This window comes from Aureimonas sp. D3 (genome assembly GCF_001463805.1).
In the GTDB taxonomy this organism is placed as follows: domain Bacteria; phylum Pseudomonadota; class Alphaproteobacteria; order Rhizobiales; family Rhizobiaceae; genus Aureimonas; species Aureimonas ureilytica_A.
Map to the genome: position 1 here is coordinate 16,391 of NZ_BBWM01000033.1, position 24,229 is coordinate 40,619.

The window sequence follows — 24,229 nt, forward strand, 5'->3', positions numbered from 1 at the left end:
TCGCAAGATTCGCTCGCACTGGTCGAAACGGAACTCGCACGCGGCATCGACGGCTCGCCTTTCCCTTCAGCGCTGGAACAGACGTTTCGGGAACAAGAGGACCGGGAGCGACCCAAGCGGATCCGATCCTGGCTCCGACTCTGGGGAAGCGCCCACGGCATCTGGGCGTTCGGTCTGGCCATGACGCCGGCCGGCTGGGCCACGCCCATCCATACATACGCCGTCATAGGGATGGTGTTTCTGGCATTGCTGGCCTTTCCAGCCAGCCTGTTGACCCGCCGGAAATGGTTGCTGGCTGCGGTCGGTGTTTTGACGCTGGGCACGGCCTTCCTCCAGATGAAGCTGATATTGTTGCCGCTCTGGACACAGAGCGCTGTGACGCCGAATACGCTTCTTGGCCCCCTCGCAACGCTCGCCATTTCCATCGGCGCGCCTTTTCCCAAGGCCTGGATACGCCGAGCGACTGCGGGCCTCGTTCTGGTGATTGCATGTGGTGGCATCGCACTGCTCCCGTTCGGCCGGGCCGCCGTCTTCATCGGTGTCGCCATGGTCCTGCGTATGGTCAGCGATCATGTGAACGGGGAGATTTCGGCCCTTCGGCGAGAGGCTTTTCTTCTGCGCTATCGGAGCCGATTGCTCCATCAGCAACGGATTTCTCAGCTGGCATCGTTGGAGCGGCTCGCCAAGGTCGACTCGCTGACGGGCATCGCCAACCGCCGTGCGTTCGACACCTGCCTGATGGAGCATCTCGCGCGAGCGCTCCCGTGCCAGCCTGTCTGCGTGGCTCTTCTGGATGTCGATTACTTCAAGGCGCTGAACGACACGGCCGGCCATTTGTCGGGCGACGAATGTCTTCGTCGCATCGCCACCAGCCTGCGCAAGGCGGCGGGCGCCGCTTTCGTGGCACGGTATGGCGGGGAGGAGTTTGCGGTCCTCTTTCCGCTTGTGGAAGGCGAAGAGATGATGCCGCGGTTGGAGGCCTTCCGCCAGGCGGTTCTGGCGCTCGACATCCGCCATCTTGGCCGGGATGGCGAGAGGGTGACGATCAGCATCGGTGGAACCTTGGCTGTCGGGCCTGAAAACAGCCGCGTCGTCCTCGATCGCGCCGACCACGCCCTTTATCGCGCCAAGGCCAACGGGCGGAACCGCGTCGAGTTCGAGCCGATCGCAACGCAACAAGCCCCGACCGCGCAGGATCTCCGCCGCCTGCACAATGCCGCTCTGAGCGGGGCAAAGCGTTTGCCCGAGCGCACAGAGGCTCGGCAACACGCCTGATTGGGTTCGTTGGCTTCCAAGCCATTCGCCAGGTGCTGAGCGTCGGCGGCGCGGCTCTCCCTCGATAGGCGGATCTCTAGAGCATGCGAGCCCCGCTCTGAAGGCTCCGCTGCCGCGACCTTGCTCCACAGACCTCACGATGCGCCTTGAGAGCGAGGGTCGATGGGCTCAGGCCTCAGCGCGGGGGGGCTTGGTCCCTTTCGCTCGGGGGAAGCCTTTGTCAGTTCAGTCGCCCCGCCCGGCAGCGCGCATAGGCTCGCCGTCCCGCATCCTCGGCACTTTGGCGGTTCAGGAGATCGACGCCGATCGAATCCTCGCGGTCTGTCAGGTTCTCATAGGCGTTGCGCGCCGTCTGATCGGCATAGTTCTCGCAGCCGGGGCGCACCGGCGGGCGATAGGAGGCGGGGGCGAGACCAATCGGGGGCGCAGTCGGAACGCAGCCCGCGAGCGGCAGAGCCAGAAGGGCAAAAAGAAGTCGGCGCATGGAAGCATCTCCCGCTGATCGATTTGCGGAGGAAACGAGCGTGGGCCGGTCCGAGGTTCCCTGCGCCCGCGCAGAGAGCGGCGACCGCCGCGAAGGGGGCTGGCGAAGCCCGGCCCGCTGTCGGCCCGAGGCAGACGATGCTTCGGCGCCGTTGTCGCCGGCTCCGCGCGTCTTTCGTCAGGGAATGCGCGTCACGCTCCAGCCGGCGCGCCGGAGGCTTTCGACCAGCCCGGTCTCGCCCGGCAGATGCAGCGCCCCGACGGCCACGAACAGGCCGCCGCGCTGAAGAAGCGGACCCAGCCGCTCCGACATCACGGCGTTGCGCTTGTGCACGACCGCCTCATCGAAGCGCTGCGTCACCTCGATGGAGCGAGCATCGTCCGTGCCGCTCGGGGCAAGGGCCGAGGTTGCGGGCTCGATCAACGAGATGCGATCGCTGAGATAGAGCTCGGTCATGGTTTCGAAGAGATCGGGCAGCCGGTCCACGAGGTCCAGCGTCGCCACGAGATTGTCCACTTGGAGATCGAGCGGCAGGGAGGCGAGCGCCTCCAGCTGCTCGGCGGCGCTTTCGAGGCCCATCAGCGGCTTGCCGGCTTCGCGCGCCTCGCCGGCGAGCGCCAGATCGAGAACCTGCGCGCCGCTCCTCATGCGCTCCATCTCGCACGGGGCGACCAGAAGCTGCGTGGCCAGAAACCAGGGCTGAAGCGTGCGAATGGCGGCGAGCGGCATGGCGCGCGCTTCCAGCTCGGGCTGAAGGCGGGCCATTTCATCCGCCGGCACCAGCGTGTCCAGCGTTTGGCCCGCCGGCAGGGTGGTGAGATCGGGGCGCGAAAGCAGCACCTTGGCCATGACCGCCTGATCCAGCGCGTCGGTGGTTTCCACCACCATGCCCGACGCGGCCTCGAAGGCGGCGCGCGCCTTTGGGGGGAGGGTCAGAACGCGCGGATCGGAAAGATGCATCGTGCCATAGAGGAACGAGGGTGCCACGTTTGCGCGCTCGACGCGGTAGAACCGGCCTTCGCCATTCGGCACCTCGGCGGCCTCCCGCTCCGCCTCGGCCAGCTTGCCGCTTTGCTCCAGCGCTGGCAGGGCGCTGGTCCCTTTGGCGCAGGTGGAGGTCTCGGCCTGAGCCGGGAACGCAAGAAGCGCGAAGGCGACCAGGGCGGCACTGCGGCGCAGGAGCGGACGAGGCGAGGCAAGAGCGAACATGGGCGATCCCGAACGGGGAAGAGGAGAGTGGGTCAAGCCGCGCCGCGCCGCGCGCGCGGATGGGCGTCGTCATAGATCTGGAGAAGCCGCCCGCCTTCGATGCCGGTATAGACCTGCGTCGAGGACAGCGAGGCATGGCCGAGCAGGTCCTGGATGGCGCGCAGGTCTCCGCCCTTGGCCAGAAGATGCGTGGCGAAGGAATGGCGTAGCGCGTGGGGCGTTGCCGAATCCGGCAGGCCGAGATAGCCGCGCAGCCGCTGCATCTCGCGCTGGATGATGCCGGGGGCGAGCTGTCCGCCGCGCGCGCCGCGAAACAAGGGGCCATCGGCCGCGAGCTGGTAGGGGCACAGACGCCGATAGGCGGCCACGGCCTCCAGCACGGCCGGCAGAAGGGGCACGAGGCGTTGCTTGTTGCCTTTGCCGGTGATGGTCATGGAGCGCGCGCCCGGATCGGCCAGCGCGTCTCCCGGCAGGTTCAGCGCTTCCGAGATGCGCAGTCCGCAGCCATAGAGCAGCGTCAGCACCGCGACATTGCGGGCCGCGATCCAGGGCTCGCTGGCTCCCGCGCCTGCTTCCTCGGTCACGGCCAGGGCGTCCGGCACGCTCAAGGGGCGGGGCAGGGATTTCGGCCGCTTGGGCGCGCGCATGGAGGCCGCGCCCGCGCCGGACGCCAGTCCTTCGCGCTCCAGATGGCGGATAAAGGATCGCACGCCCGAAAGATGACGCCCGAGCGAGCGAGCGCCCGCGCCGTCGCGCCGACGCTCCGCCAGAAAGGCGCGGAACTCGGCGGGCTTTAGGTCGGCGAGATCGGCCGGGGCGACGGGGCGGCCCTGGTAGCCTGCGAAGAAGGTGAGGAACTGGCGCACGTCGCGCTCGTAGGCGTCGATCGTCTGAGGCGAGGCCTGACGCTCCACCTCCAGCCGCCGCAGCCATTGCGTCTTCAGGGCCAGAAGGTCCGAGGTCGCCGAGATCAGAACAGGGGCGTTCATGCCGAGCGTCTTTCCTTGCAGCCGAACGACGGGGGCGACGCGCGGGCCACCCATGGCTGTTTCAACTATCTGGCCGCTTCGGCGTAAATGAAAGGTTGCCGCGCTGGAAACTGGCCGGTCGCGCCCCAGAACATCGCGGGATGAAATGCGGACGTATCATGCGGCCGCATTCGATCAAGGGACAGGACGACGATCGTCCGCCGAAACGAGGAGATCCGCATGAAGCGCCATGCAACCGCCGTCTGGAACGGTGCGCTCGGAACCGGCACGGGAAACCTGACCACCCAGTCGGGCGCTCTCAGCCAGCACGGCTATTCGTTCAAGGCTCGGTTCGAAGACGAATCCGGCAAGTCGGGCACCAACCCGGAAGAGCTTCTGGCCGCCGCCCATGCCGGCTGCTTCGCCATGCAGCTGTCGCATTTCCTGGCCGAGAACGGCACGCCCGCCGACGAGCTGAAGGCGCGCGCCGTGGTCAGCGTCGAGCAGGCCGATGGCGGCTTCGAGGTGAAGTCGAGCGCCATCACGCTGGAAGCCAAGGTGCCGGGCATCGACGACGCGGCGTTCCAGAAGCTCGCCAATCAGGCCAAGGAAGGCTGCCCGATCTCGAAGGCGCTCGGCGCCATCGAGGTTTCGCTGGACGCCAAGCTGGTCTGATCCCGCATTCATGAAACGAAAGCTCGCCGCTGATGCGGCGGGCTTTCTCATGGCGCGTGAGACTTAGCCGCGCCGCTTGCGCCCGTAGAGTTCGAGCCGGTGAAAGACGATCTCGTAGCCGAGTTCGCGCGCGATCTCGTCCTGCAGCGCTTCGATCCGGTCGGAGCGAAATTCGATCACCGCGCCCGTGTCCATGTCGATCAGATGGTCGTGATGGTCGCTGTCGGCCTGCTCGAAGCGGGAGGGGCCGTTGGCGAAGGCATGGCGATGGATCGCGCCCTTGTCTTCCAGAAGCCGCATGGTGCGGTAAACGGTCGACAGGGAGATGGAAGGGTCGATGGCCGAGGCCCGCCGGAAAATCTCCAGCGCGTCCGGATGGTCGCCGCCTTCGCTGAGGATGCGCAGGATCGTGCGCCGCGGCCGTGTGATGCGCACACCCGCTTCGCGCAGCAGCTTCTCATAGTCGTGGGCTTGGCTCGCCGTGCTCATGCAAGGCTCTCTACCCGCAAATGGCACGGCGCGCGAGACGCTTCCGGGCAGGACTTGGATGCGTCCGACAGGACCGACTCGGTGGCGTTGGTCGAGCCGCTCTATCGCTCATACCGCAGGACCTGCGTTTCCGGCTTCGCGCAGCTTGCCCGCTTTCCACCCGAGCGCCTGTCGGCGCGTCCAAGGAGGCGGAAGGGAAACCTCATTGGGGGGCCGTCGCTCCTGAGGTCTGGAAGGGCGAGCACCAGAGCGGACCTCGCCTCTCTCGGGATGGGGTTGGTGAGTCAGGGGGCGCTTCGAAGTCTCGGGATCGCACCGCGTTGAACCGAGCGGACGCATACCGGAATCGATGGATCGCTCCTGCGGCTTGAGCGTCCTAGTCAGCGCCCTCAGAGTCCGTGAGAGGCGCGTGCTGTCGCTGCCGGCTCACGGCGCTCGCAGGTCTCTCGTCTCGCCGGATCGCCACCCGCCGCCGGCACACCCCGGCCGCCTTCGAACAGCGTATCCCGAGGCTGCGCCTCATCCAACGCGACGCAATGGTCTTTTCTTGCAAATCATTTGCAATTGCATTGACGGGTTGGCGGATTGCTCCTAGCTTTCCTCTCGCTCGCAGTCCGCAAAGGATGGTTCCCGCATGTCGTCGCGTCAGGCCGAGGCCGAGATCGCCCCTTCCTTCGCCAACCCGCCCGATCAACAAGGCTTTGCGCGGGAGCGCGGGGAGGGCTCGCTGCACCAGTCGTTCCGCAGCGTGGGGGTCGGAGACGGCGGGACGCTGTTCCGGCGCTTCCTCGCTTTTCTGGGCCCCGGCTATCTCGTGGCCGTCGGCTATATGGACCCCGGCAATTGGGCGACCTCGCTCGCGGGCGGCTCGGAGTTTGGCTACACGCTGCTCTTCGCGGTGCTTCTGTCCTCTCTCATGGCGATCGTGCTTCAGGCGCTTTGCGCGCGGCTCGCCATCGCCACGGGCCGCGATCTCGCTCAGGCCTGCCGCGATGCCTATCCCAAGCCGGTCTCGGTCGGCCTCTGGATTCTGGCCGAACTCGCCATCGTCGCAACGGATCTTGCCGAAGTCATCGGCACGGCCATCGCGCTGAAACTCCTGTTCGGCCTGCCGCTCGAATGGGGCGTCGTCGTCACCGCCTTCGACGTCTTCGTCATTCTCTGGCTGCAGTCGCGGGGCTTTCGCTATGTCGAAGCCTTCGTCGCGACCATGATCCTGGTGATCGCGCTCTGCTTTGTCGGCCAGCTGCTTCTGGCCCAGCCCTCGATCGCGGCGATCTTCGCCGGCTTTCTGCCCTCGGCCTCGATCGTGACCGACGAGCGTCAGCTCTATCTCGCGCTCGGCATTCTGGGTGCCACGGTGATGCCGCACAACCTCTATCTGCACACCGGCATCGTGCAGACGCGCGCCTACCGCGAGGACGAGGCGGGCAAGCGCGAGGCGATCCGATTCGCCACGATCGACTCGACCCTCGCGCTCGGCATCGCGCTGGTCGTCAACGCGTCCATTCTCATCCTCGCCGCCGCCGCCTTCCACGCGACCGGCCATGGCAGCGTCGAAGATCTGGAACAGGCCCATTCGCTGCTGACGCCGCTTCTGGGTGCGGCCATCGCCCCGGTGCTCTTCGCCATCGCGCTGCTGGCCTCGGGTCTCTCCTCCACCGTGACGGCGACGCTGGCCGGCCAGATCGTGATGGAGGGCTTCCTGCGCCTTCGCATCAGCCCGGTCGTGCGCCGCCTCATCACGCGCGGCCTCGCCATTCTGCCGGCGGCCGGCATCATCATCGCCTATGGCGAACAAAGCGCCGGCCAGCTCCTGATCTTCAGTCAGGTCGTCCTGTCGCTCCAGCTGCCCTTCGCCGTGGTGCCGCTGGTGCTCATGTCGCGCGACCGCAGCAAGATGGGGAACTTCCGGGCCCCGGTCTGGCTGCTCGCCATCGCCGGCGCGATCGCGACGCTGATCGTCGCGCTCAACGTGAAGCTGGTTCTGGACTTCGTGAATTCCGGTTTCGCGGGCTGATTCCTCGCTCCTATACGAAACCGTATGGAAACCTCGACGCTGTCTCCATCTCGCGGCCCTAACAAACCCTCAGCAGGTTTGGGTCGTGAGGGGCCATGGGTTCGGTCGGCGGGAAAATCGTCTGTCTTCTTCTGGCGAGCCTGGGGGCGTCCGCTCTCGCCGTGCCGGCGCTGCTCGGCCTCACCTTGCTCGGCGGCAATCTGCATGAGGTCGGCGGCGGCGTGATCCGCGCTGCGCAGATGAGCCCGGCCGATCTCGCCAGTACCATTCAGGCGCAAGGCGTGCGCTCGATCCTCAATCTGCGCGGGGAGCATCCAGATGAGGCCTGGTGGCAGGAGGAGCGGGCGGTCGCACAGGCCAACGGCGTCGAATACATCTCCGTCTCGCTGTCGGCCCGCCACAAGCCCGACCTCGCCACAATGCGCCATCTCGCAGCCGTCATGCGCGATGCGCCCAAGCCGCTTCTGATCCATTGCCTGCAAGGGGCCGATCGCACGGGCCTCGCCTCCGCGATCTACGAGCTTTCGCAAGGCCAGGCCGCAGGTGAAGCGGCCGATCAGCTGTCGCTCATGTTCGGCCATTTCCCATGGCTCGGCAACAAGACCCGCGCCATGGACGAAGCCTTTGCCGAATATTCGGCGGCGGACGCCACGCCAAGCCCGGCGGCAGCTTCCGTGGCCGCTCGCTGAGACAAGAAACCGAAGCCAAACGAAAAAGGGCGGCGCCGAAGATGGCGCCGCCCCTTTTATGTCAGCGGAGCGGTTGGCGCGCTCAGGCGGCCTTCTTGGCGCCGAGCAGGCGGCGGTTGACGAGCAACTCGGCGATCTGGATCGCGTTCAGCGCCGCGCCCTTGCGCAGATTGTCGGCCACGACCCACATGTTGAGGCCGTTCTCCAGCGTCTGGTCTTCGCGGATGCGGCTGATATAGGTCGCGTCCTCGCCCGCCGTGTCGATCGGCGTCGCATAGGCGCCATCCTCGTGCTTGTCGATCACGAGGCAGCCGGGGGCTTCGCGCAGGATCTCGCGCGCCTCGTCGGCGGTGATCGGGTTCTCGAACTCGATGTTCACCGACTCGGAGTGCCCGATGAAGACGGGCACGCGCACGGCCGTGCAGGTGACCTTGATCTTCGGATCGAGCATCTTCTTGGTCTCGGCCATGACCTTCCACTCTTCCTTGGTCGTGCCGTCTTCCATGAAGACGTCGATATGGGGAATGACGTTGAAGGCGATGCGCTTGGTGAACTTCTTGGCGGTCACGGGATCGGCCACGAAGACGGCGCGGCTCTGCTCGAACAGCTCGTCCATGCCCTCCTTGCCCGCGCCCGAAACGGACTGATAGGTCGAGACGACGACGCGCTTGATCTTGGCCTTGTCGTGCAGGGGCTTCAGGGCCACCACGAGCTGCGCGGTGGAGCAGTTCGGATTGGCGATGATGTAGCGCTGCGTGAAGCCGGTCACGGCGTCGGCGTTCACTTCGGGCACGATCAGCGGCACGTCGGCATCGTAGCGGAAGGCCGAGGAATTATCGATCACGACGCAGCCCTGCGCGCCGATCTTGGGTGCCCATTCCTTGGCGACCGAGCCGCCGGCGGACATGAGGCAGATATCGACGTCGGAGAAGTCGAAGAGTTCGAGCGCCTTGACCTTCAGGGTCTTGTCGCCGAACGAAACCTCGGTGCCCTGCGAACGACGGGAGGCGAGCGCCACCACTTCGTCGGCCGGGAAGCCGCGTTCGTCCAGGATGTTGAGCATTTCGCGGCCGACATTGCCCGTCGCGCCGACCACTGCAACCTTGTAACCCATGGGTCTGACCTGTTCCACCGCCCCCTGCAAGAACTCGTCATGCGCTTCTAGCCCCGTTCCGGGGGCGAGCGGAACGAGGGTCAGGGCGTAATCGTGGTTTTGGTCGAAAGCGCGGACATGGCGCTTCTCATGCGCCAGCCCGCTCGCCCTGTCAATCGCTCCGAATGGCCGAAGCTGGTTTCCGGCTTGCGGTCACCTTTGGAATGGGTCTATGTAATATTATAACATTACCGAGGAGATCCGCATGGGCCGTTATCGCTGCCAGGAGACGCCGACCGATACCCGCCTTCCCGTGACCGTCCTGTCCGGCTTTCTGGGCGCGGGCAAGACGACGCTGCTCAACCACATCCTCAACAATCGCGAGGGGCGGCGCGTCGCCGTCATCGTCAACGACATGAGCGAGGTGAATATCGACGCCGATCTGGTGCGCGAGGGCGGGGCCGATCTGTCGCGCACCGACGAGACGCTGGTGGAGATGACGAACGGTTGCATCTGCTGCACGCTGCGCGGCGATCTGATGGCCGAGGTAAAGCGCCTCACCGAGGAAGGGCGCTTCGACTATCTCCTGATCGAGGGCACGGGCATCGCCGAGCCGCTTCCGGTGGCCGCCACCTTTTCCTTCCGCGACGAGGCGGGCGAAAGCCTGTCCGACCGCGCGCGCCTCGACACGATGGTGACGGTGGTGGATGCCTCCAGCCTCCTGCGCGACTACGGCTCGCATGTGCTTCTCTCCGAGCGGGGCGAGACGGCGGGCGAGGGCGACGAGCGCACGCTGGTGGATCTCCTGGTGGAGCAGATCGAGTTCGCCGACGTGGTGGTGATCAACAAGGCGTCCGAAGTGGACAAGCTGACGCTTCAGGCGGTGCGCTCGGTTGTTACCGCGCTGAACCCGACCGCGCGCCTCGTCGAGACCGATTTCGGCCGCGTGCCGCTGGGCGAGGTGCTCGACACCGGCCTGTTCCATGAGGAAACGGCGCAGACCCATCCGCTCTGGTACAAGGAACTATACCAGCCCGAGGCGCACAAGCCCGAGACGGAGGAATACGGCGTGACGAGCTTCGTCTACCGCGCGCGCCGACCCTTCGACCCGCAGCGCTTCGACGCGTTCGTCAAGGCGGTCTGGCCGGGCCTCATCCGCGCCAAGGGCCATTTCTGGCTGGCGACGCGGCCGGACTGGGTGGGCGAGTTCTCGCTGGCAGGTGCAGTGGCGCGCGTGTCGGGCCTCGGGCGCTGGTGGGCGGCGGTGCCGCGCGAGCGCTGGCCCGACGTGCCGGAATGGCAGGATCTCCTGCGCCGCAACTGGTCCGCGCCCTGGGGCGACCGGCGGCAGGAACTCGTCTTCATCGGCGCGGGGCTGGACGAGGCGGCGATTCGCGAGGCGCTGGACGATTGCCTCGTCGGCCCGGCGGACGTGTTCGACGCCGCGCGCTTCCGCGCCCTGCCCGACCCGTTTCCGCAATGGGGTCGCGCGGCCTGAGACTTAAGAGAAAGGCCGGCCTCTCATAGGAGAGACCGGCCTCGCGCTTTAAAACTTCGACGCTTTGATCCGTGCCAAGGCGCCTGGATCAGACGCGGCGATCGGGATAGGGCGTGCCCACCGGCTGCGGCGTGGCGGAGCGGCGCGCGCTGCGCTCGGCGATCTTCTTCGTGACCCAGCCGACGAACAAGGCTTTGATGATGCTGCGGATCATGGGTTCGGTCTCCAAGGATTGATGTGTCTCGTTGGAGGCAGAATGCGGCCAAGCTCTCGAGGTTCCTGACCAACAGACACGATAGCAGTCACGTGATCGCAGCTGAATTGTGTCGGCAAAAGGGCGGTGTAACTTCCTATTTCGTAAAAATCCGTTAGCCTTTGCGACCAGCGCTGGGAGGCGCCGCCGCTTCATGCGGCCAGGGAGGACAACGCGTGACAAGTTATTCCAGGAGCGCCGATCCGGCGCTGGAACGCCAGCCCATGACGAAGCGCGAGCGCAAGGTGATCATCGCCTCCTCGCTCGGCACCGTCTTCGAATGGTATGATTTCTATCTCTACGGAACGCTCGCCGCGATCATCGGGCGGCAGTTCTTCTCGCAATTTCCGCCGGCCACGCAGGCCATTTTCGCGCTTCTGACCTTCGCGGCGGGCTTTCTCGTGCGCCCCTTCGGCGCGCTGGTCTTCGGGCGCCTCGGCGATCTCGTCGGACGTAAATACACGTTCCTTCTGACGATCCTGATCATGGGCCTGTCGACGTTCTCGGTCGGCCTTTTGCCGGGCTACGACCAGATCGGCGTTGCCGCGCCGATCATCCTCGTGGCGCTGCGCATGGCGCAGGGCCTGGCGCTCGGCGGCGAATATGGCGGCGCGGTCGTCTATGTCGCGGAGCACTCGCCGCGCAACCGTCGCGGCTTCTACACCGCCTGGATTCAGACCACGGCGACCATGGGCCTGCTCCTGTCGCTCTTCGTGATCGTGACGCTGCGCCTGAATCTGGGCGAAGACGCCTTCCAGAGTTCGCAGCCGCTGTTTCTCGGGCTGACGGGCGGCTGGCGCATTCCCTTCCTTCTGTCGATCATCCTGCTTCTGATCTCGATCTATATCCGCCTTCAGATGCATGAATCGCCGATCTTCCAGAAGATGAAGGAAGAGGGCACCCAGTCCAAGGCGCCGCTCTCGGAAGCCTTCGGCAACTGGCGCAACGGCAAGATCGTCCTGATCGCGCTGTTCGGGCTCGTGATCGGTCAGGCCGTGGTCTGGTACACCGGCCAGTTCTACGCACTGTTCTTCCTGCAGACGGTGCTGAAGATCGATCTTCTGACGGCCAACGTCCTGATCGCCTGGGCGCTGATCGTGGCCACGCCCTTCTTCCTCGTGTTCGGCTCGCTGTCGGACCGGATCGGGCGCAAGCCGGTGATCCTGGCCGGCTGCCTGCTCGCGGCGGCAACCTATTTCCCGCTCTTCAGCGCGCTGACCAACGCGGCCAACCCGACCTATGCCAGCGCCATCCAGACCGTGCGGGCGGAAGTCGTGGCCGATCCCGCCACCTGCGGCTCGCTGTTCGATCCGGTCGGCATCCGCACCTTCACCAGCCCCTGCGACATCATGCGCCGCACCATGTCGCAGCAGGCCTTCCGCTACACGCAGGTGGACGCGCCCGCCGGCAGCGCGCCGCAGCTCGTCGTCAATGGCGGCGCGCCGATCGCCTTCACCGACGCCAAGGGCTTCTCCGAAGCGCTCGGTCCCGCCATGGTCGCGGCCGGCTACCCCGCCGCCAACGACCCGGCCAAGGTCAAGATCACCGGCTTCTTCTCGGCGCTCGCCTCGGTTCAGGCCCTGAAGGTCATCGCCATCCTGACGGTGATGGTGATCTACGTGACCATCGTCTACGGCCCGATCGCCGCCGCGCTGGTGGAGTTCTTCCCCACGCGCATCCGCTACACCGCCATGTCCTTGCCCTACCATATCGGCAATGGCTGGTTCGGTGGCCTTCTGCCGGCGACCTCCTTCGCGATCGTCGCCTCCACGGGCGATATCTTCGCGGGTCTCTGGTACCCGGTCTTCTTCGCGCTCCTAACCGTCGTGATCGGCGTCATCTTCGTTCGCGAAAAGAAGGGCGTCGATCTCGCCGACTGATCGGCGCGCTCGCAGATAAGCCTCAAACGAAAACCGCCGCCTCGGGAAACCGGGGCGGCGGTTTTGTCTGTTCTTCAGGAAACGAAGAGCGTCAGGCCGCGAGCTTGCGGCGGAAGGCGTCGAGCACCGCGTCGCCCATCTCGCTCGTTCCGACCTCGCGGCAGCCCGGCGCCATGATGTCGCCCGTGCGCGTGCCCGACTCCAGAACTTCGGCGATGGCCGCTTCCAGCTTGTCGGCCTCGTCCACCATGGCGAAGGAATAGCGCAGCATCATCGCGAAGGAGGCGATCATGGCGATCGGGTTGGCGATACCGCGGCCCGCGATGTCGGGAGCCGAACCGTGGACGGGCTCGTACATGGCGCGGCGCTGGCCGCTCGTCTCGTCCGGCGCGCCCAAGGAGGCGGAGGGCAACATGCCGAGCGAGCCCGTCAGCATGGCCGCGATGTCGGACAGCATGTCGCCGAAGAGATTGTCGGTCACGATGACGTCGAACTGCTTGGGCGCGCGCACCAGCTGCATTCCGCCGGCGTCCGCCAGCATGTGGTCGAGCGTGATGTCGCTGTAGCCCTTGTGCGTTTCGGTGACGACCTGGTTCCACAGGACGCCCGACTTCATGACGTTGCGCTTTTCCATGGAGGTGACGCGGCCGCGCCGGGTGCGCGCCAGTTCGAAGGCGACCTTCGCGATACGCTCGATCTCGTAGGTGTCGTAGATCTGCGTGTCGATGCCGCGCTTCTGGCCGTTGCCGAGATCCACGATCTCCTTCGGCGCGCCGAAATAGACGCCGCCGGTCAGCTCGCGCACGATCAGAATGTCGAGCCCGTCCACCAGCTCGCGCTTGAGCGAGGAGGCTTCGGCGAGCGCGGGATAGCAGATGGCGGGGCGCAGATTGGCAAAGAGCGACATGTCCTTGCGCAGGCGCAGGAGACCCGCCTCGGGACGCTTCTCATAAGGGACGCTATCCCATTTCGGGCCGCCCACCGCGCCGAAGAGCACCGCGTCCGCCGCCATGGCCCTGTTCATGTCGGCGTCGGAAATCGGATCGCCCGACGCGTCATAGGCCGAGCCGCCGACCAGGCCGCGCTCGGTCTCGAAGCCCGCCGCGCGCTCCGCGTTGAGAAGGGTCACGAGCTTCTCGACCTCGGCCATCGCCTCCGGTCCGATGCCGTCGCCCGGCAGAAGAAGAAGCTTGCGCGTGGTCATGAGATCCCCCAGGGCTCGAAATCCGCCGGTGCGGCAGTTGGTTCGGACGGGTCGTAGCGGCCCGGCCCGCCGACCGCAAGCCGCCATGGCCGGCGCAGAGCGGACCGATCGCGCGGCGCGCCCGCGTGTCGGCGCATTTTGGCGGGCGCGTCTTCATGCTTTCTTGACCCCGATTCCAGCGAAGGCGTGCGCGGAGCCGAGGCGTCAATATCTTGGCAACGGGAAAAGGCGAACGATCGTCTGCAACGGGAATAATAAGGCGACAGATCTGTCGCCCGGCGTCTTATCGGGGGATGAAGCGGTGAGATTGAGTATCAGGACCAAGCTCGCGGCGGGTTTCGGTGTCGTTCTGGTGATGTTGGCGGCCACTGGCGCGGTGGGACTGGGCGAACTCGGGCGCTCCAACGAGCAGACCGAGGCCTTCACCGATGGGCCTTTCCGGCAGGTTCAGCGCCTGGGCGAGCTTTATGCGCTCCAGGCCACCGCGCGCAGCGACTTCCAGAGCCTGATCCTCAGCCAGCAAGCCGACGAGCAGAAGGCGATCGGCGCGCGCTTCGACGAAAAGATGGGCACGGTGAACACCGTGCTTCAGGATTATATCGCGGGTCTGCCGGAGGCGATGCGCGGGGACGCCGCCGATATGAAGACTCTGCTCGGCGAACTCGACGCCGCCTTCGCGCAGGCGCGCCCCTTCGCCTCCACAACCTTCCGCACCGACGCGATCAAGGCCATGGGCAAGGCCGAGCCGATCGGCATCGAAATCACCAATGTCCTCCAGCAGCTCCAGAGCGCCTTCCGCGCCGGGCCGCAGACGCCGCTGATGACCATTTCGATCAACACGCTGTCGGACATGCGCGCCCGGTTTCCCGAAATGCGCATGATGGCCAATCAGGTGCTGATCGAGACCGACGACGCCAAGCTGAAGGCGATGTCGCAGCTTCTGACCGCGCGTCAGGCTCAGTTCGGCGCCTATATCAACCAGCTGAAGTCGGCGGCCGACCCGTCCTTCCAAGGTCGGCTGAATTCGCTGGAAAAGCGCTGGGGCCAGTTCAAGGACGCGATGAACGGCTGGGTCTCTGGCGGCATCGCCAATGACACGGGCCGCGCTCGCAACCTGTTCAACAGTCAGATCGTGCCGGCGGCCGAGAAGTTCGAGACCCGCATTCTCGCGCAGAAGAAGGTCGAGGATCAGATCGCCAGCGGCTTCGTGCAGCGCGCCAACACGGCCTTCACGGAAACGAAAATCTTCCTGATCGCGCTGATCGGCGGCGCGGTGCTGATCGGGTTGGCCGTTGCCGCCTGGCTCGGCCTGTCGATCTCGCGCGGCCTGTCGCGCGCGGTTGAATTGGCGCGCCGCATCGGCTCGGGTGACCTGACGCAGCGCATCGAAGTGAAGGGCCGTGACGAACTGGCCGATCTCCAGCGCGCCATGAGCGACATGACGGTGAAGCTTTCCGAGATCGTCTCGGGCGTGCGCGCCTCGTCCTCACTGGTCGCCGCCGGCTCGGCCCGCTCGGCCGAAACCGCCGAGAAGCTATCGTCCGGCTCGACCGAACAGGCCGCGGCCTCCGAGCAGGCCTCGGCGGCGATCGAGGAGATGACCGCCAATATCCGCCAGAACGCCGACAACGCGTCCACCACCGAGAAGATCGCGGCCCAGGCCGCAGAACATGCCGGCACCACAGGCGATGCGGTAGCCCAGTCCACGCAGGCCATGCGTGAGATCGCCGAGAAGATCGCCGTGGTGCAGGAGATCGCCCGTCAGACGGACCTGCTCGCGCTGAACGCCGCCATCGAGGCTGCCCGCGCCGGGCAACACGGCAAGGGCTTCGCGGTCGTGGCCTCTGAGGTTCGCAAGCTCGCCGAGCGAAGCCAGGCGGCGGCGACCGAGATCGGCGAACTTTCCTCGCGCACGCTGATCGTTGCGGAAGATGCCGGCTCGCGTCTGGAAAAGCTGGTGCCGGACATCAAAAAGACGGCGGAGCTGGTCTCCGAGATTTCAGCGGCCTGCCGCGAGCAGTCGATCGGCATCGAGCAGATCAATCAGGCGATCGGGCAGCTGGATCAGGTGACGCAGGCCAATGCCGGCGCGGCCAACCAGATGACGGCGACGGCCGAGCAGCTGGCGTCCGAAGCGGGCCGCCTCGAAGAGCGCGCGGGCTTCTTCCGCATGACGGATGCCGAGCGCGACGCGCTGATCCAGGCGGAAGCCTTGGAGATCGAAACCACCAACCGCCAAGTGGACGCGCGCAAGTCGGGCGCGTCTCAGGCTCCTGCCCCCAAGCGCGGAGCGCCCAGCGCATCTTCGGCCCGGCCTGTGTCCAAGGCCCCCGCGCGCGCGCCGGCACCGTCCGCTACGGGCAAGGGCGCGGCTCAGCCTGCCAACAAGCCGACCTCGCCCGCCAAGGCCCCGGCGGTGCATCTTGCCGATGCTGACGACCTGTTCGAAGCGGGCGATGCCAACCCCGTCCATTCGCTGCAAGCCAAGGCGGCCGGCTTTGCCGCCACGCAGCGCGACGTCAAGGGCGGCTTCTCGCTGGATCTCGGCGGCAACGATGGGTTCGAGCGCATGAGCCGCTGAGGCTCGTCGCGCCGTCAGGGTCGATCACGAAAAAGCCCGGCGCGGGACGATCCCGCGCCGGGCTTCTTTTTTGAATGATTTGCGAGGCTTCACCGATCAGGCGCGAAGCGCACTTGCCTCGATCTCGACCTTCATTTCCGGCCGGATCAGCCCCGCCACGATCATCGTCGCGGCCGGGCGAATCTCGCCGAACCAGCGGCCGGTGACCGCGAAGACCGCATCCGCGAAGCGAACGTCCGTCACGATATAGCGAACGCGCACGATGTCGCTCATCGCAAAGCCGGCTTCGCGCAGCGCGGCTTCGATCGTCGCCAGCGCGTTCTCGGTCTGCTCGCCGACATCCTCCGGCATGGTCATCGTGCGATAGTCGTAGCCCGTGGTGCCCGACACTTCGCAGATGTTGCCGAGCGCCACGGCGCGGCTGTAGCCGGCCTGCCGCTCGAAGGGCGAGCCGGTGGAGATGAGCCGCCGGCTCCTGGCCTCACTCTCCATCAGGCCCAGGGGCGCTCGGCGCCGAGGCGCTGCTCGAAGCCGCTGATGGAGGCTTCGCGCTCCAGCGTCAGGCCGATATCGTCCAGTCCGTTGATGAGGCAGTGCTTGCGGAACGGGTCCATCTCGAAATGGATCACGCCGCCGTCCGGCCGGCGGATTTCCTGCGCTTCGAGATCGACGCTGAGCGTGGCGTTCGCGCCCTTCTCGGCGTCCGCCATCAGCGCGTCCAACTCCGCCTGGCTGACGCGGATCGGCAGAATGCCGTTCTTGAAGCAGTTGTTGTAGAAAATATCGGCGAAGGACGTCGAGATCACGCAGCGGATGCCGAAATCCAGAAGCGCCCAGGGCGCGTGCTCGCGCGAGGAGCCGCAGCCGAAATTGTCGCCCGCCACCAGAATCTCGGCCTTGCGATAGGCCGGACGGTTGAGGACGAAGCTCTCGTCCTCCGACCCGTCTTCCTTGTAGCGCAGATTGGCGAAGAGCCCGACGCCCAGGCCCGTGCGCTTGATCGTCTTCAGGTAATCCTTGGGGATGATCATGTCGGTATCGACATTGAGCGTCGGAAGCGGCGCCGCGACGCCCGTCAGCTGATCGAACTTCTGCATGATGGCGATCCTTTCCCCTGGGGCTCGGATGGAATTTTCCTGAAGAGAGGCCGGAAAATTTTCGTGTCGGTGTCGTTACACCCTCCAATGCCCTTCGACCAACCCCTTTCGGCAGGAGGGGCGTTTTCGAAAATGCAGATGATGATGAAAAAACGCGTTGCAATGTTTATCGCGATAAACTAAAACCGAATCAACAGAGAGGAACACCAGGCCATGACGCGGTTGGAGCGTCCGATCCCGTTAGACGACAGGCTCTGCTTCTCGCTGTATGGCGCGTCCATGGCCGTGGGGCGAACCTACAAGCCGATCCTGGATCGGCTGGGGCTCACCTATCCGCAATATCTCGTTCTGTCCGTTCTCTGGGAGGGCGACGGGCCGAGCGTCAGCAGCATCGCCGACCGGCTCGACCTCGAGCCGAGTACGGTGACACCGCTGGTCAAACGCCTGGAAGCGTCCGGCTTCGTGACGCGCCGGCGCAATCCGGAGGACGAGCGACAGGTCACGGTGTCGCTCACCGAAGCCGGGCGGACCATGCGTGAGGAGAGCGCCTGCCTTGCCCAGGAGCTACTGTCCGCATCCGGCATGTCGCTGGATCGGGTGATGGCCCTCAACGAAGAGGTTCGCGCCCTGCGGGATGCCTTGGCGAGCACCTATGGGCACCAGCGCCGGGCCGTCTGAGACGCCTCGACGATTTCGGTCGGCCCGCCTCGGCGGGCGTGACCCTTCCGCGTGTCGCTTGTCGGGCGACGCGCTCCGTTCAACCCTTCTACTTCCCATAAATTCAAAGGACGATTCCCATGCCCGTTGACGTCATCTACAAGACCAAGGCCACGGCCAACGGCGGCGGCCGCGACGGCGCGGCGCGCTCCGACGACGGTTCGGTCGATGTGAAGCTCGTGGTTCCCAAGGAAATGGGCGGCCCCGGCGGCGTCGGCGCCAACCCGGAGAAGCTGTTCGCCGCCGGCTATTCGGCCTGCTTCCTGGGCGCCATGCGCGCGGTCTCGTCCAAGGTCGGCGTCAAGGTTCCGGCCGAGGCGACGGTGACGGCCGAAATCGGCTTCGGCCCGCGCTCGGAAGGCGGCTACGGCATCACCGCCGACCTCACGATCGACCTTCCGGGCGTGGATCGTGCAGAGGCCGAAAAGCTGATCGCCGCCGCGCACGAGGTCTGCCCCTATTCCAACGCCACGCGCAACAACGTCAATGTCGGCCTGACGTTGGCCTAAGCGCGGCGCTCATGTGAGCGCAAAGCTTGCCTGAGCTCTCGTCACGACTCGAGGCCGGGGCGCGTCCGCGCTCCGGCCTTTTTCATGGCCTTCTCCATCACGCCCGCCTTGAACAGGCCGGGGGGATCGGGCAGACCTTCACGCCATGACCGAAGCCGAACCGCTCCTGCGATCCGTTCTCTTCGTGCCCGCCGCCAACGGCCGGGCGCTCGACAAGTCCGCCACGCTGAAGGCCGACGCGCTGATCTTCGATCTGGAGGATTCGGCGGCCGATGAGGAAAAGGACGCCGCGCGCGAGCGCCTGCGCGCCCATCTTCTCGCCCGCCCGCCCAGTTCCATCCTGCGTGTCGTGCGCATCAATCCGCTCGCCACGCGGCATGGCACGGAAGACCTCCTGATGGCGCGCGGGGCTCGCGTCGATGCCATTCTCCTGCCCAAGGTCGAGGGGCCGCGCCAACTGCACGAGGCCGACGACGCGCTGGTGGAAACCGACGCGCCCCAAAATCTTCGGCTCTGGGCCATGGTGGAAACGCCTCGCGGGGTGCTCCATGCCCCCGACATCGCGGAGGCGCGCCTGCGCCACCGGCTCGGCGCGCTCGCGATCGGGCCGAACGATCTCGTCTCTGCCGCCGATCTCCAACTCTCCCCCGGCCGCCCCGAACTCATGCCCTGGCTCGGCCCCGTTCTCGTCGCCGGCAAGGCGGCCGGCATTCCCGTGCTCGACGGCGTCTGGTCCGATCTCACCGATATCGGGGGCTTCGAAGCCGAATGCGCGCAGGCGCGCCGCATGGGCTTTGCCGGCAAAACGCTTGTTCATCCCGCGCAGATCGCGGGCGCCAACGCGGCTTTCGGGCCATCGAGCGAGGAGATCGAGCGCGCCCGCCGCCTCGTTGCCGCCTTTGCCGCGCCTGACAATGCGGGGCGCGGCGTCATCCGCCATGAGGGGCGGATGGTGGAACTCCTACACTTACAGGCGGCCGAGCGCCTGCTCGCCCGCGCCGCTTCGATCGAGGAAAGAACAAACCCATGAAGCTCTATCGCCTGCTCACCGGGGTGGACGACGCCGCCTTCTGCCACAAGGTTTCGCTGGCCCTCTCCAAGGGCTGGGAACTCGCCGGCAGCCCGGCCTATGCGTTCGACGCAAAGGAAGGCGTGATGAAATGCGCCCAGCCCGTCACCAAGATCGTCGAGGGCAAGGACTATGATCCCGCGATGAAACTCGGCGAGCAATGAACCCGCTCGGTCTCGGCCGTCTGGGTCTGCGGGCCGGACGCGCAGGGCTGCGGTCTGGCGAGGCAGGGCTTCGCGAGGGCGAAGCCGGCTTGCGCCAAGCGGAAACGGCTCTGCGCGCGCTGGGCTCGCTCCGGGGCGCGCCCTTCGATCTTGGTGCCGAAGTGTTGCGCCGAGCCGGCGCTGCGGTCCGCACGGGACAGGACGCTGTGCGCCTAGGCGACGAAGGCCTCGCGCGCGGCGAGGAGGCGCTGCGTCGGGCCGAAGAGCGGTTGCAGCGTCGAAGCGCGCCCCGCTCTTGAGGCGCTGGGGCCGGGCGCTCTTCGCTGCCGGGTTGGCGCTTGCCGCGAGCCTTACCGGCCTCGCGCTTCTGGCGCTCGCCATCCCGCGCGCGCCCGAAGTCCGCTTTCCGCCACCGGAAGCCGGCGAGGAACGGGTCGTGCTGCTGGCCGCCAACCCGATCCACACCGACATTCTCCTGCCCGCGACGCCGGATGTTTTGGCACGCTTCGGTTTCCTGGCCGGCGACGGGCTGCCGCTGGACGATCCGCGTGTCGGCGCCATCGCGGTCGGCTGGGGCGGGCGCGCCTTCTACACGCAGACACCGGAATGGCGCGACCTGACGGTGGGAGCGCTCTGGCACTCCGTCACCTATGACCGCTCGGTGCTGCATCTCTCGCTCGCCCCCGCGCTGACGGGCGAGGAGCCCGGCCTGCGCCGCCTCAGTTTGAGCGAGCCGGCCTTCCAAGCGCTTCTGCGCTTCATCGAGGCGAGCTTCCAGCGCACCCCATCCGGCGCGCCGGAGATCTTGCCCGGCTTCTCCTACGGCCCCTATGACCGCTTCTACGAAGCGCGCGGCGGCTTCAATCTCCTGTTCGGGTGCAACACCTGGACGGCGCAAGCCCTGCGCCAAGCCGGCCTCACCACCAGCCTCTGGTCCCCTTTGCCCCCGCTGCTTTTGTGGGGGCTGGACTGGCACGAGGCCAAGGTCTTGGGGTGATCAATCCGCCTCGGCCTCCAGCGCTTCCATGTCGTCGTCCGACAGGCCGAAATGGTGGCCGATTTCGTGGATCAGGACGTGGGAGACGAGGGCGCTGAGGGTTTCTTCGTGCTCGGCCCAATAATCCAAGATCGGGCGGCGGTAGAGGAGGATGCGGTTGGGGAATTCGCCCGTCGCGCCGACCGCCATTTCCGCCACGGGCCGGCCTTCGAAGAGGCCGAGAATATCGAAGGGGCTTTCGAGATTCATCGCCTCGACCACCTCGTCCTCCGGGAAGTCGGCGATATGGAAGCGGATCTCACCTGAAAGCGCGCGAAATTCGGGCGGCAGCTGCGCATAGGCGTCGAGCGCCAAGGCCTCGATCTCCTCCAGGCTCGGCGCCATGCGCTGGCCCCAGTCCCCCGCCTGATCGCGCTGACCCATCGCATTCTCTTTCCCAGTCCCACGAAGCTCATCGTGTCGTGGCATATCGCGGCGCACCCTGCGAGCCCGCTTCGGCTCACGAATGCGCGCGGACGCGCATCTTTCCCTATGAGAGACCCAAGCCCCCGGTTTTCCACAGGGCCGAGCAAGAGCTGTGAACAAGGAATGTAATCCTTGATGCTGATCGATTGACTCGAATCGGCAGCTCTGGAATTCATAGGAACATAGAGGGAACAGATGCCGTTTCGGACAAAGCCTCAGGGCTGACGAGGGTTTGTCCGAAGGAGACGTTCATGTCGGGGGTCCAACCAAAAGCCGCCTTTGCCGCGCCCTGGGATGAGGGGCCGGTGTTTGACAGATGTCTGGATTCATTCAGAGAAAACAAGGCTTCGTCAAGCGTTTCGGCGGACCCTCTATCGTCTCCCCATGCCGCGGGCGCGACCCCAAATGGGCGGCAGCTCGACACCCTGCGCGAGGCGATCCGCCGGATCGAGCACCGCCCATCCGAGACGTGGGATACTCCCCGGAAAGCCAGAACAGACGGTCCGGCACAAGCCGAGATCGAAAAAGCGGAAGAGGAATTTCGTCCTGCTCTGCCCGTCTGCCGGCTCGGCGCGGACAGGATCGACCAAGCGCTCGGCGGTGGCTTTCCCGAAGCCGGCCTGTCGGAAATCCGGGTCGAGACCGTGCGGGACGGAGGCGCGGGGCTCGGCTTCGCCTTGGCGCTCGCGGTGCGGCTGGGCGCGTCGCCTCGGCGCCCGCTCGTCTGGATCGCGCCCGCCGCGACGCTGACGGATGCCGGCTATCCCTATCGGCCGGGGCTCGTCGCCTTCGGGCTCGACCCCGCCGCGCTGGTGATGGTGCGCGCGCGCCGGCTGGAGGACGCGCTCTGGGCGGCGGAAGAGGCCGCGCGCTCCGGCGCGCCGGCGCTGACGCTTCTGGAGGTGCAGAACAACCCTGCCGCGCTGTCGCTGGAGGGCTCGCGCCGGCTGCACTGGCGCTCGCGCCACGCGGGGCGGCCGGTTCTCGTTCTGCGACAGGGCGGCTCGGCCGAGACCACCGCCGCGCCCTTGCGCCTGCAACTTTCCGCCGCGCCGGCGGGCCGCGTGCCGGGGCTGGAGGCCCATTCCTGCCTCGGCGCGCCCGCCTTTGCCGTAGCGATCGAAAAATCCCGCGATGGCCGTCTTGGCCAATTCCATCTGGAGTGGAACGTCCATGAGCGTCGATTCGTCCAAGCCGAGCGTGCCGCCGCGCTTTCTCGCCCTGTTCTTTCCCCGCCTGCCGACGGACCGGCTGCGACGGCAGAGATTCGGTCGCTCCTGGCGGCTCGAGACGGAGGGAGCCGAAGGGCCGAGCCTCGCCGCCACGCCTCTTGACCCGAGCGCTGGCACGCCCGTCCTGACGCCGCGCTTAGGCGCGGGCAATGGCCATCGCCCGCCGGCCACCATGCCGCCCGCCACGCTGCGCCCCTCGCAGCGCGAGCTCGCGCCCGGCGCCGAGGTGCTGCGCCCGCTCGCCCTTTATGAACGGCAGAACGGCGCGGAGCGGCTCGTGGCGCTCTGCGATCTGGCGGCTCGGCTCGGTCTGCGTCCGGGGCTGGGCGTCGCCGAGGCGCGGGCGCGCTTTCCCGAACTGGAACTGTGCGAGAGCGACCGCGCGGCCGACCGGCATCTTCTGGAAGCCTTGGCGGACGCGGCCGAGCGTTACACACCGCTGGTCGCGCTGGATGGGCGGCAGGGGCTCGTGCTCGACATTTCCGGCTGCGCCCATCTCTTCGGCGGGGAAGGGGGCCTGTGCCGCGAGGTGCACTTGCGTTTTCGCGCGCAAGGCTTCGCGCTCGGCTGGGGCCTCGCCTCGCATCCGGCCCTCGCCTCCGCCCTGGCGCGGCACCGGCCGGGCACCTGTCTGCTGGAGGGAGCCGAGCCGCCCGTCCTGACGGCGCTGCCGATCGCCGCGCTGCGCATCGGGGCGGAGGAGCGCGGGCGTCTCGCCCGGCTCGGCCTCGTCACGGTGGGCGACCTTCTGGCCCTGTCGCGCGCGCAGCTCGCGCGGCGTTTCGGCTCGGGGCTTCTGACACGGCTCGACGCGCTAACCGGCCGCCATCGCCCGCCGATCGAGCCGCGCCGCTTCGTGGCCTCGCTGACGCACGAGCGGCTTCTCTTCGAACCCGTGAGCCTGTCCGACGACATCCTGCGCATTGCGAACCACTTGGCGGGTCATCTCAAGCCCGAGCTGGAAGCGCGGGGGCAAGGCGCGCGGCGGCTGGAGCTCACGCTGTTTCGCGTCGATGGACGGGTGGAGCGGCTTCCCGTGCGCAGCGCCCGCCCCTTGCGCGATCCCCGGCGCATCGAGCGTCTCTTCGCCGAGCGGCTGAAGGGGATCGGCGACGATCTCGATGTCGGCTTCGGCTACGATCTCCTGCGCCTGTCGGTGGTGGAGACGGAGGCGATGGCGGAAGCGCAGACGAGCCTCACGCAAGAGGAGAGCGCGCCCGAAGCCTTGGCCGAACTTCTCGACCGCCTGTCCACGCGGCTCGGCGAAACCGCGCTGTTCTCGCTGGAGCCGGACGAGAGCCACCGGCCCGAGCGCGCCCAGCACCGCGTCCAATGGCTGAGTGCGTCGGACGCGGGCGGCTCGGACACGCCGCTCGCCCCCCGGCCGCTCCGGCTTCTCGTGCCGCCCGAGCCGGTGAGCGCCACGGCCGAGGTGCCGGACGGGCCGATCCGCCAGTTTCGCTGGCGGCGCGCACATTACCGCGTGGAGCGGATCGAGGGGCCGGAGCGCATCGCGCCCGAATGGTGGCGCGAGGATGCCGCGCCGGAGCGCGATTATTTCCGCGTCGAGGACGAGGGCGGCCGGCGCTACTGGATGTTTCGCGAGGGCGCGCGGCCGGACGGCGCGTCCGGCTGGTTCCTGCATGGGCTCTTCGCGTGAC

25 protein-coding genes are annotated in these 24,229 nt (G+C 66.9%); 15 read left to right on the forward strand and 10 right to left on the reverse strand.

The window, feature by feature from the left end:
- Positions 1-180: 180 nt before the first annotated feature.
- A complete protein-coding gene (locus AUL36_RS09085; RefSeq protein WP_192843808.1) occupies positions 181-1,275 on the forward strand; it encodes a GGDEF domain-containing protein in 1,095 nt (364 codons plus the stop codon).
- A 220-nt stretch (positions 1,276-1,495) separates the two neighbouring features.
- Here the strand turns inward: AUL36_RS09085 and AUL36_RS09090 are convergent, their stop codons facing one another.
- The 3 genes from AUL36_RS09090 to AUL36_RS09100 all read right to left on the reverse strand — a co-directional run bounded on the left by AUL36_RS09090 (position 1,496) and on the right by AUL36_RS09100 (position 3,957).
- Positions 1,496-1,759, reverse strand: a complete 264-nt coding sequence (locus AUL36_RS09090; protein ID WP_062219924.1) for a hypothetical protein — start codon at positions 1,757-1,759, stop codon at positions 1,496-1,498.
- Positions 1,760-1,936: 177 nt separating this feature from the next.
- Entirely contained in the window at positions 1,937-2,968 is a 1,032-nt protein-coding gene (locus AUL36_RS09095) for a TraB/GumN family protein (protein WP_062219926.1), read from the reverse strand.
- Between the two features lie 32 nt (positions 2,969-3,000).
- A complete protein-coding gene (locus AUL36_RS09100) occupies positions 3,001-3,957 on the reverse strand; it encodes a tyrosine recombinase XerC (protein WP_062219957.1) in 957 nt (318 codons plus the stop codon).
- Positions 3,958-4,176: 219 nt separating this feature from the next.
- Here AUL36_RS09100 and AUL36_RS09105 point away from each other — a divergent pair, with 219 nt between their 5' ends.
- On the forward strand, positions 4,177-4,611 hold the full coding sequence (locus AUL36_RS09105; protein WP_062219927.1) for an OsmC family protein: 435 nt from the start codon (positions 4,177-4,179) through the stop codon (positions 4,609-4,611).
- Between the two features lie 63 nt (positions 4,612-4,674).
- Here the strand turns inward: AUL36_RS09105 and AUL36_RS09110 are convergent, their stop codons facing one another.
- Entirely contained in the window at positions 4,675-5,100 is a 426-nt protein-coding gene (locus AUL36_RS09110; RefSeq protein ID WP_058602145.1) for a Fur family transcriptional regulator, read from the reverse strand.
- Between the two features lie 634 nt (positions 5,101-5,734).
- Here AUL36_RS09110 and AUL36_RS09115 point away from each other — a divergent pair.
- Positions 5,735-7,120 carry an Nramp family divalent metal transporter gene (locus AUL36_RS09115; protein WP_082655732.1) on the forward strand — a complete coding sequence of 462 codons (1,386 nt, stop codon included), beginning with the start codon at positions 5,735-5,737 and terminating at the stop codon, positions 7,118-7,120.
- A 95-nt stretch (positions 7,121-7,215) separates the two neighbouring features.
- Positions 7,216-7,809 (forward strand): fused DSP-PTPase phosphatase/NAD kinase-like protein, encoded by a 594-nt coding sequence (locus AUL36_RS09120; protein ID WP_062219928.1) that lies wholly within the window; start codon positions 7,216-7,218, stop codon positions 7,807-7,809.
- An 82-nt stretch (positions 7,810-7,891) separates the two neighbouring features.
- Here the strand turns inward: AUL36_RS09120 and AUL36_RS09125 are convergent, their stop codons facing one another.
- On the reverse strand, positions 7,892-8,923 hold the full coding sequence (locus tag AUL36_RS09125) for an aspartate-semialdehyde dehydrogenase (RefSeq protein WP_058635520.1): 1,032 nt from the start codon (positions 8,921-8,923) through the stop codon (positions 7,892-7,894).
- Positions 8,924-9,167: 244 nt separating this feature from the next.
- On the opposite strand from AUL36_RS09125, the gene AUL36_RS09130 reads away from it, so the two are divergent.
- On the forward strand, positions 9,168-10,400 hold the full coding sequence (locus AUL36_RS09130; RefSeq protein WP_062219930.1) for a GTP-binding protein: 1,233 nt from the start codon (positions 9,168-9,170) through the stop codon (positions 10,398-10,400).
- Positions 10,401-10,488: 88 nt separating this feature from the next.
- On the opposite strand, the gene AUL36_RS24845 is transcribed toward AUL36_RS09130, so the two are convergent.
- The gene (locus AUL36_RS24845) at positions 10,489-10,614 is read right to left on the reverse strand and encodes a hypothetical protein (protein WP_275477493.1); all 126 of its coding nucleotides are present in this window, start codon (positions 10,612-10,614) and stop codon (positions 10,489-10,491) included.
- A 263-nt stretch (positions 10,615-10,877) separates the two neighbouring features.
- Between AUL36_RS24845 and AUL36_RS09135 the strand changes: the two genes are divergently transcribed.
- On the forward strand, positions 10,878-12,533 hold the full coding sequence (locus tag AUL36_RS09135) for an MFS transporter (RefSeq protein WP_058602141.1): 1,656 nt from the start codon (positions 10,878-10,880) through the stop codon (positions 12,531-12,533).
- Positions 12,534-12,624: 91 nt separating this feature from the next.
- On the opposite strand, the gene leuB is transcribed toward AUL36_RS09135, so the two are convergent.
- Positions 12,625-13,737: a 3-isopropylmalate dehydrogenase gene (gene leuB / locus AUL36_RS09140; RefSeq protein ID WP_062219932.1), complete on the reverse strand. Its 1,113-nt coding sequence runs from the start codon at positions 13,735-13,737 to the stop codon at positions 12,625-12,627.
- A 307-nt stretch (positions 13,738-14,044) separates the two neighbouring features.
- On the opposite strand from leuB, the gene AUL36_RS09145 reads away from it, so the two are divergent.
- Complete coding sequence (locus tag AUL36_RS09145) at positions 14,045-16,318, forward strand: HAMP domain-containing methyl-accepting chemotaxis protein (protein WP_062219934.1); 2,274 nt, start codon at positions 14,045-14,047, stop codon at positions 16,316-16,318.
- A gap of 96 nt (positions 16,319-16,414) precedes the next feature.
- On the opposite strand, the gene AUL36_RS09150 is transcribed toward AUL36_RS09145, so the two are convergent.
- Entirely contained in the window at positions 16,415-16,810 is a 396-nt protein-coding gene (locus AUL36_RS09150; RefSeq protein WP_062219936.1) for a RidA family protein, read from the reverse strand.
- Entirely contained in the window at positions 16,810-17,415 is a 606-nt protein-coding gene (leuD, locus tag AUL36_RS09155; RefSeq protein WP_058599367.1) for a 3-isopropylmalate dehydratase small subunit, read from the reverse strand. The genes AUL36_RS09150 and leuD overlap by 1 nt, the downstream gene beginning before the upstream one ends.
- A 213-nt stretch (positions 17,416-17,628) precedes the next feature.
- Here leuD and AUL36_RS09160 point away from each other — a divergent pair, with 213 nt between their 5' ends.
- The 6 genes from AUL36_RS09160 (at position 17,629) to AUL36_RS09185 (ending at position 20,871) form a co-directional block, all read left to right on the forward strand.
- Positions 17,629-18,093: a MarR family winged helix-turn-helix transcriptional regulator gene (locus tag AUL36_RS09160; protein WP_058635515.1), complete on the forward strand. Its 465-nt coding sequence runs from the start codon at positions 17,629-17,631 to the stop codon at positions 18,091-18,093.
- 119 nt (positions 18,094-18,212) lie between these two features.
- On the forward strand, positions 18,213-18,641 hold the full coding sequence (locus AUL36_RS09165) for an organic hydroperoxide resistance protein (RefSeq protein ID WP_058599369.1): 429 nt from the start codon (positions 18,213-18,215) through the stop codon (positions 18,639-18,641).
- Between the two features lie 145 nt (positions 18,642-18,786).
- Positions 18,787-19,671 carry an HpcH/HpaI aldolase/citrate lyase family protein gene (locus AUL36_RS09170; RefSeq protein WP_062219938.1) on the forward strand — a complete coding sequence of 295 codons (885 nt, stop codon included), beginning with the start codon at positions 18,787-18,789 and terminating at the stop codon, positions 19,669-19,671.
- Positions 19,668-19,874, forward strand: a complete 207-nt coding sequence (locus tag AUL36_RS09175) for a DUF1737 domain-containing protein (RefSeq protein ID WP_058599371.1) — start codon at positions 19,668-19,670, stop codon at positions 19,872-19,874. The genes AUL36_RS09170 and AUL36_RS09175 overlap by 4 nt, the downstream gene beginning before the upstream one ends.
- Positions 19,871-20,173 carry a hypothetical protein gene (locus AUL36_RS09180; RefSeq protein WP_062219940.1) on the forward strand — a complete coding sequence of 101 codons (303 nt, stop codon included), beginning with the start codon at positions 19,871-19,873 and terminating at the stop codon, positions 20,171-20,173. Before AUL36_RS09175 ends, AUL36_RS09180 begins: the two co-directional genes overlap by 4 nt.
- Positions 20,170-20,871: a TIGR02117 family protein gene (locus AUL36_RS09185; protein WP_202814747.1), complete on the forward strand. Its 702-nt coding sequence runs from the start codon at positions 20,170-20,172 to the stop codon at positions 20,869-20,871. The genes AUL36_RS09180 and AUL36_RS09185 overlap by 4 nt, the downstream gene beginning before the upstream one ends.
- On the opposite strand, the gene AUL36_RS09190 is transcribed toward AUL36_RS09185, so the two are convergent.
- Positions 20,872-21,294 carry a metallopeptidase family protein gene (locus AUL36_RS09190; RefSeq protein ID WP_058635511.1) on the reverse strand — a complete coding sequence of 141 codons (423 nt, stop codon included), beginning with the start codon at positions 21,292-21,294 and terminating at the stop codon, positions 20,872-20,874. It abuts the gene before it with no gap.
- 293 nt (positions 21,295-21,587) lie between these two features.
- Between AUL36_RS09190 and AUL36_RS09195 the strand changes: the two genes are divergently transcribed.
- Together AUL36_RS09195 and AUL36_RS09200 are read left to right on the forward strand one after the other, a co-directional pair.
- Positions 21,588-22,670 (forward strand): ImuA family protein, encoded by a 1,083-nt coding sequence (locus AUL36_RS09195; RefSeq protein ID WP_192843809.1) that lies wholly within the window; start codon positions 21,588-21,590, stop codon positions 22,668-22,670.
- 70 nt (positions 22,671-22,740) lie between these two features.
- Positions 22,741-24,228, forward strand: coding sequence for a Y-family DNA polymerase (locus AUL36_RS09200; RefSeq protein WP_244497085.1), 1,488 nt, complete (start codon positions 22,741-22,743; stop codon positions 24,226-24,228).
- The last annotated feature ends 1 nt before the right edge of the window (position 24,229 follow it).

Excerpts from the sequence above, each read along its gene's own strand:
- AUL36_RS09085 (WP_192843808.1), top strand. The coding sequence starts at position 181 with ATGACGCCGGCCGGCTGGGCCACGCCCATCCATACATACGCCGTCATA.
- AUL36_RS09090 (WP_062219924.1), bottom strand. The coding sequence starts at position 1,759 with ATGCGCCGACTTCTTTTTGCCCTTCTGGCTCTGCCGCTCGCGGGCTGC.
- AUL36_RS09095 (WP_062219926.1), bottom strand. The coding sequence starts at position 2,968 with ATGTTCGCTCTTGCCTCGCCTCGTCCGCTCCTGCGCCGCAGTGCCGCC.
- AUL36_RS09100 (WP_062219957.1), bottom strand. The coding sequence starts at position 3,957 with ATGAACGCCCCTGTTCTGATCTCGGCGACCTCGGACCTTCTGGCCCTG.
- AUL36_RS09105 (WP_062219927.1), top strand. The coding sequence starts at position 4,177 with ATGAAGCGCCATGCAACCGCCGTCTGGAACGGTGCGCTCGGAACCGGC.
- AUL36_RS09110 (WP_058602145.1), bottom strand. The coding sequence starts at position 5,100 with ATGAGCACGGCGAGCCAAGCCCACGACTATGAGAAGCTGCTGCGCGAA.
- AUL36_RS09115 (WP_082655732.1), top strand. The coding sequence starts at position 5,735 with ATGTCGTCGCGTCAGGCCGAGGCCGAGATCGCCCCTTCCTTCGCCAAC.
- AUL36_RS09120 (WP_062219928.1), top strand. The coding sequence starts at position 7,216 with ATGGGTTCGGTCGGCGGGAAAATCGTCTGTCTTCTTCTGGCGAGCCTG.
- AUL36_RS09125 (WP_058635520.1), bottom strand. The coding sequence starts at position 8,923 with ATGGGTTACAAGGTTGCAGTGGTCGGCGCGACGGGCAATGTCGGCCGC.
- AUL36_RS09130 (WP_062219930.1), top strand. The coding sequence starts at position 9,168 with ATGGGCCGTTATCGCTGCCAGGAGACGCCGACCGATACCCGCCTTCCC.
- AUL36_RS24845 (WP_275477493.1), bottom strand. The coding sequence starts at position 10,614 with ATGATCCGCAGCATCATCAAAGCCTTGTTCGTCGGCTGGGTCACGAAG.
- AUL36_RS09135 (WP_058602141.1), top strand. The coding sequence starts at position 10,878 with ATGACGAAGCGCGAGCGCAAGGTGATCATCGCCTCCTCGCTCGGCACC.
- leuB (WP_062219932.1), bottom strand. The coding sequence starts at position 13,737 with ATGACCACGCGCAAGCTTCTTCTTCTGCCGGGCGACGGCATCGGACCG.
- AUL36_RS09150 (WP_062219936.1), bottom strand. The coding sequence starts at position 16,810 with ATGGAGAGTGAGGCCAGGAGCCGGCGGCTCATCTCCACCGGCTCGCCC.
- leuD (WP_058599367.1), bottom strand. The coding sequence starts at position 17,415 with ATGCAGAAGTTCGATCAGCTGACGGGCGTCGCGGCGCCGCTTCCGACG.
- AUL36_RS09160 (WP_058635515.1), top strand. The coding sequence starts at position 17,629 with ATGACGCGGTTGGAGCGTCCGATCCCGTTAGACGACAGGCTCTGCTTC.
- AUL36_RS09165 (WP_058599369.1), top strand. The coding sequence starts at position 18,213 with ATGCCCGTTGACGTCATCTACAAGACCAAGGCCACGGCCAACGGCGGC.
- AUL36_RS09170 (WP_062219938.1), top strand. The coding sequence starts at position 18,787 with ATGACCGAAGCCGAACCGCTCCTGCGATCCGTTCTCTTCGTGCCCGCC.
- AUL36_RS09175 (WP_058599371.1), top strand. The coding sequence starts at position 19,668 with ATGAAGCTCTATCGCCTGCTCACCGGGGTGGACGACGCCGCCTTCTGC.
- AUL36_RS09180 (WP_062219940.1), top strand. The coding sequence starts at position 19,871 with ATGAACCCGCTCGGTCTCGGCCGTCTGGGTCTGCGGGCCGGACGCGCA.
- AUL36_RS09190 (WP_058635511.1), bottom strand. The coding sequence starts at position 21,294 with ATGGGTCAGCGCGATCAGGCGGGGGACTGGGGCCAGCGCATGGCGCCG.
- AUL36_RS09195 (WP_192843809.1), top strand. The coding sequence starts at position 21,588 with ATGTCGGGGGTCCAACCAAAAGCCGCCTTTGCCGCGCCCTGGGATGAG.
- AUL36_RS09200 (WP_244497085.1), top strand. The coding sequence starts at position 22,741 with ATGCCGCCCGCCACGCTGCGCCCCTCGCAGCGCGAGCTCGCGCCCGGC.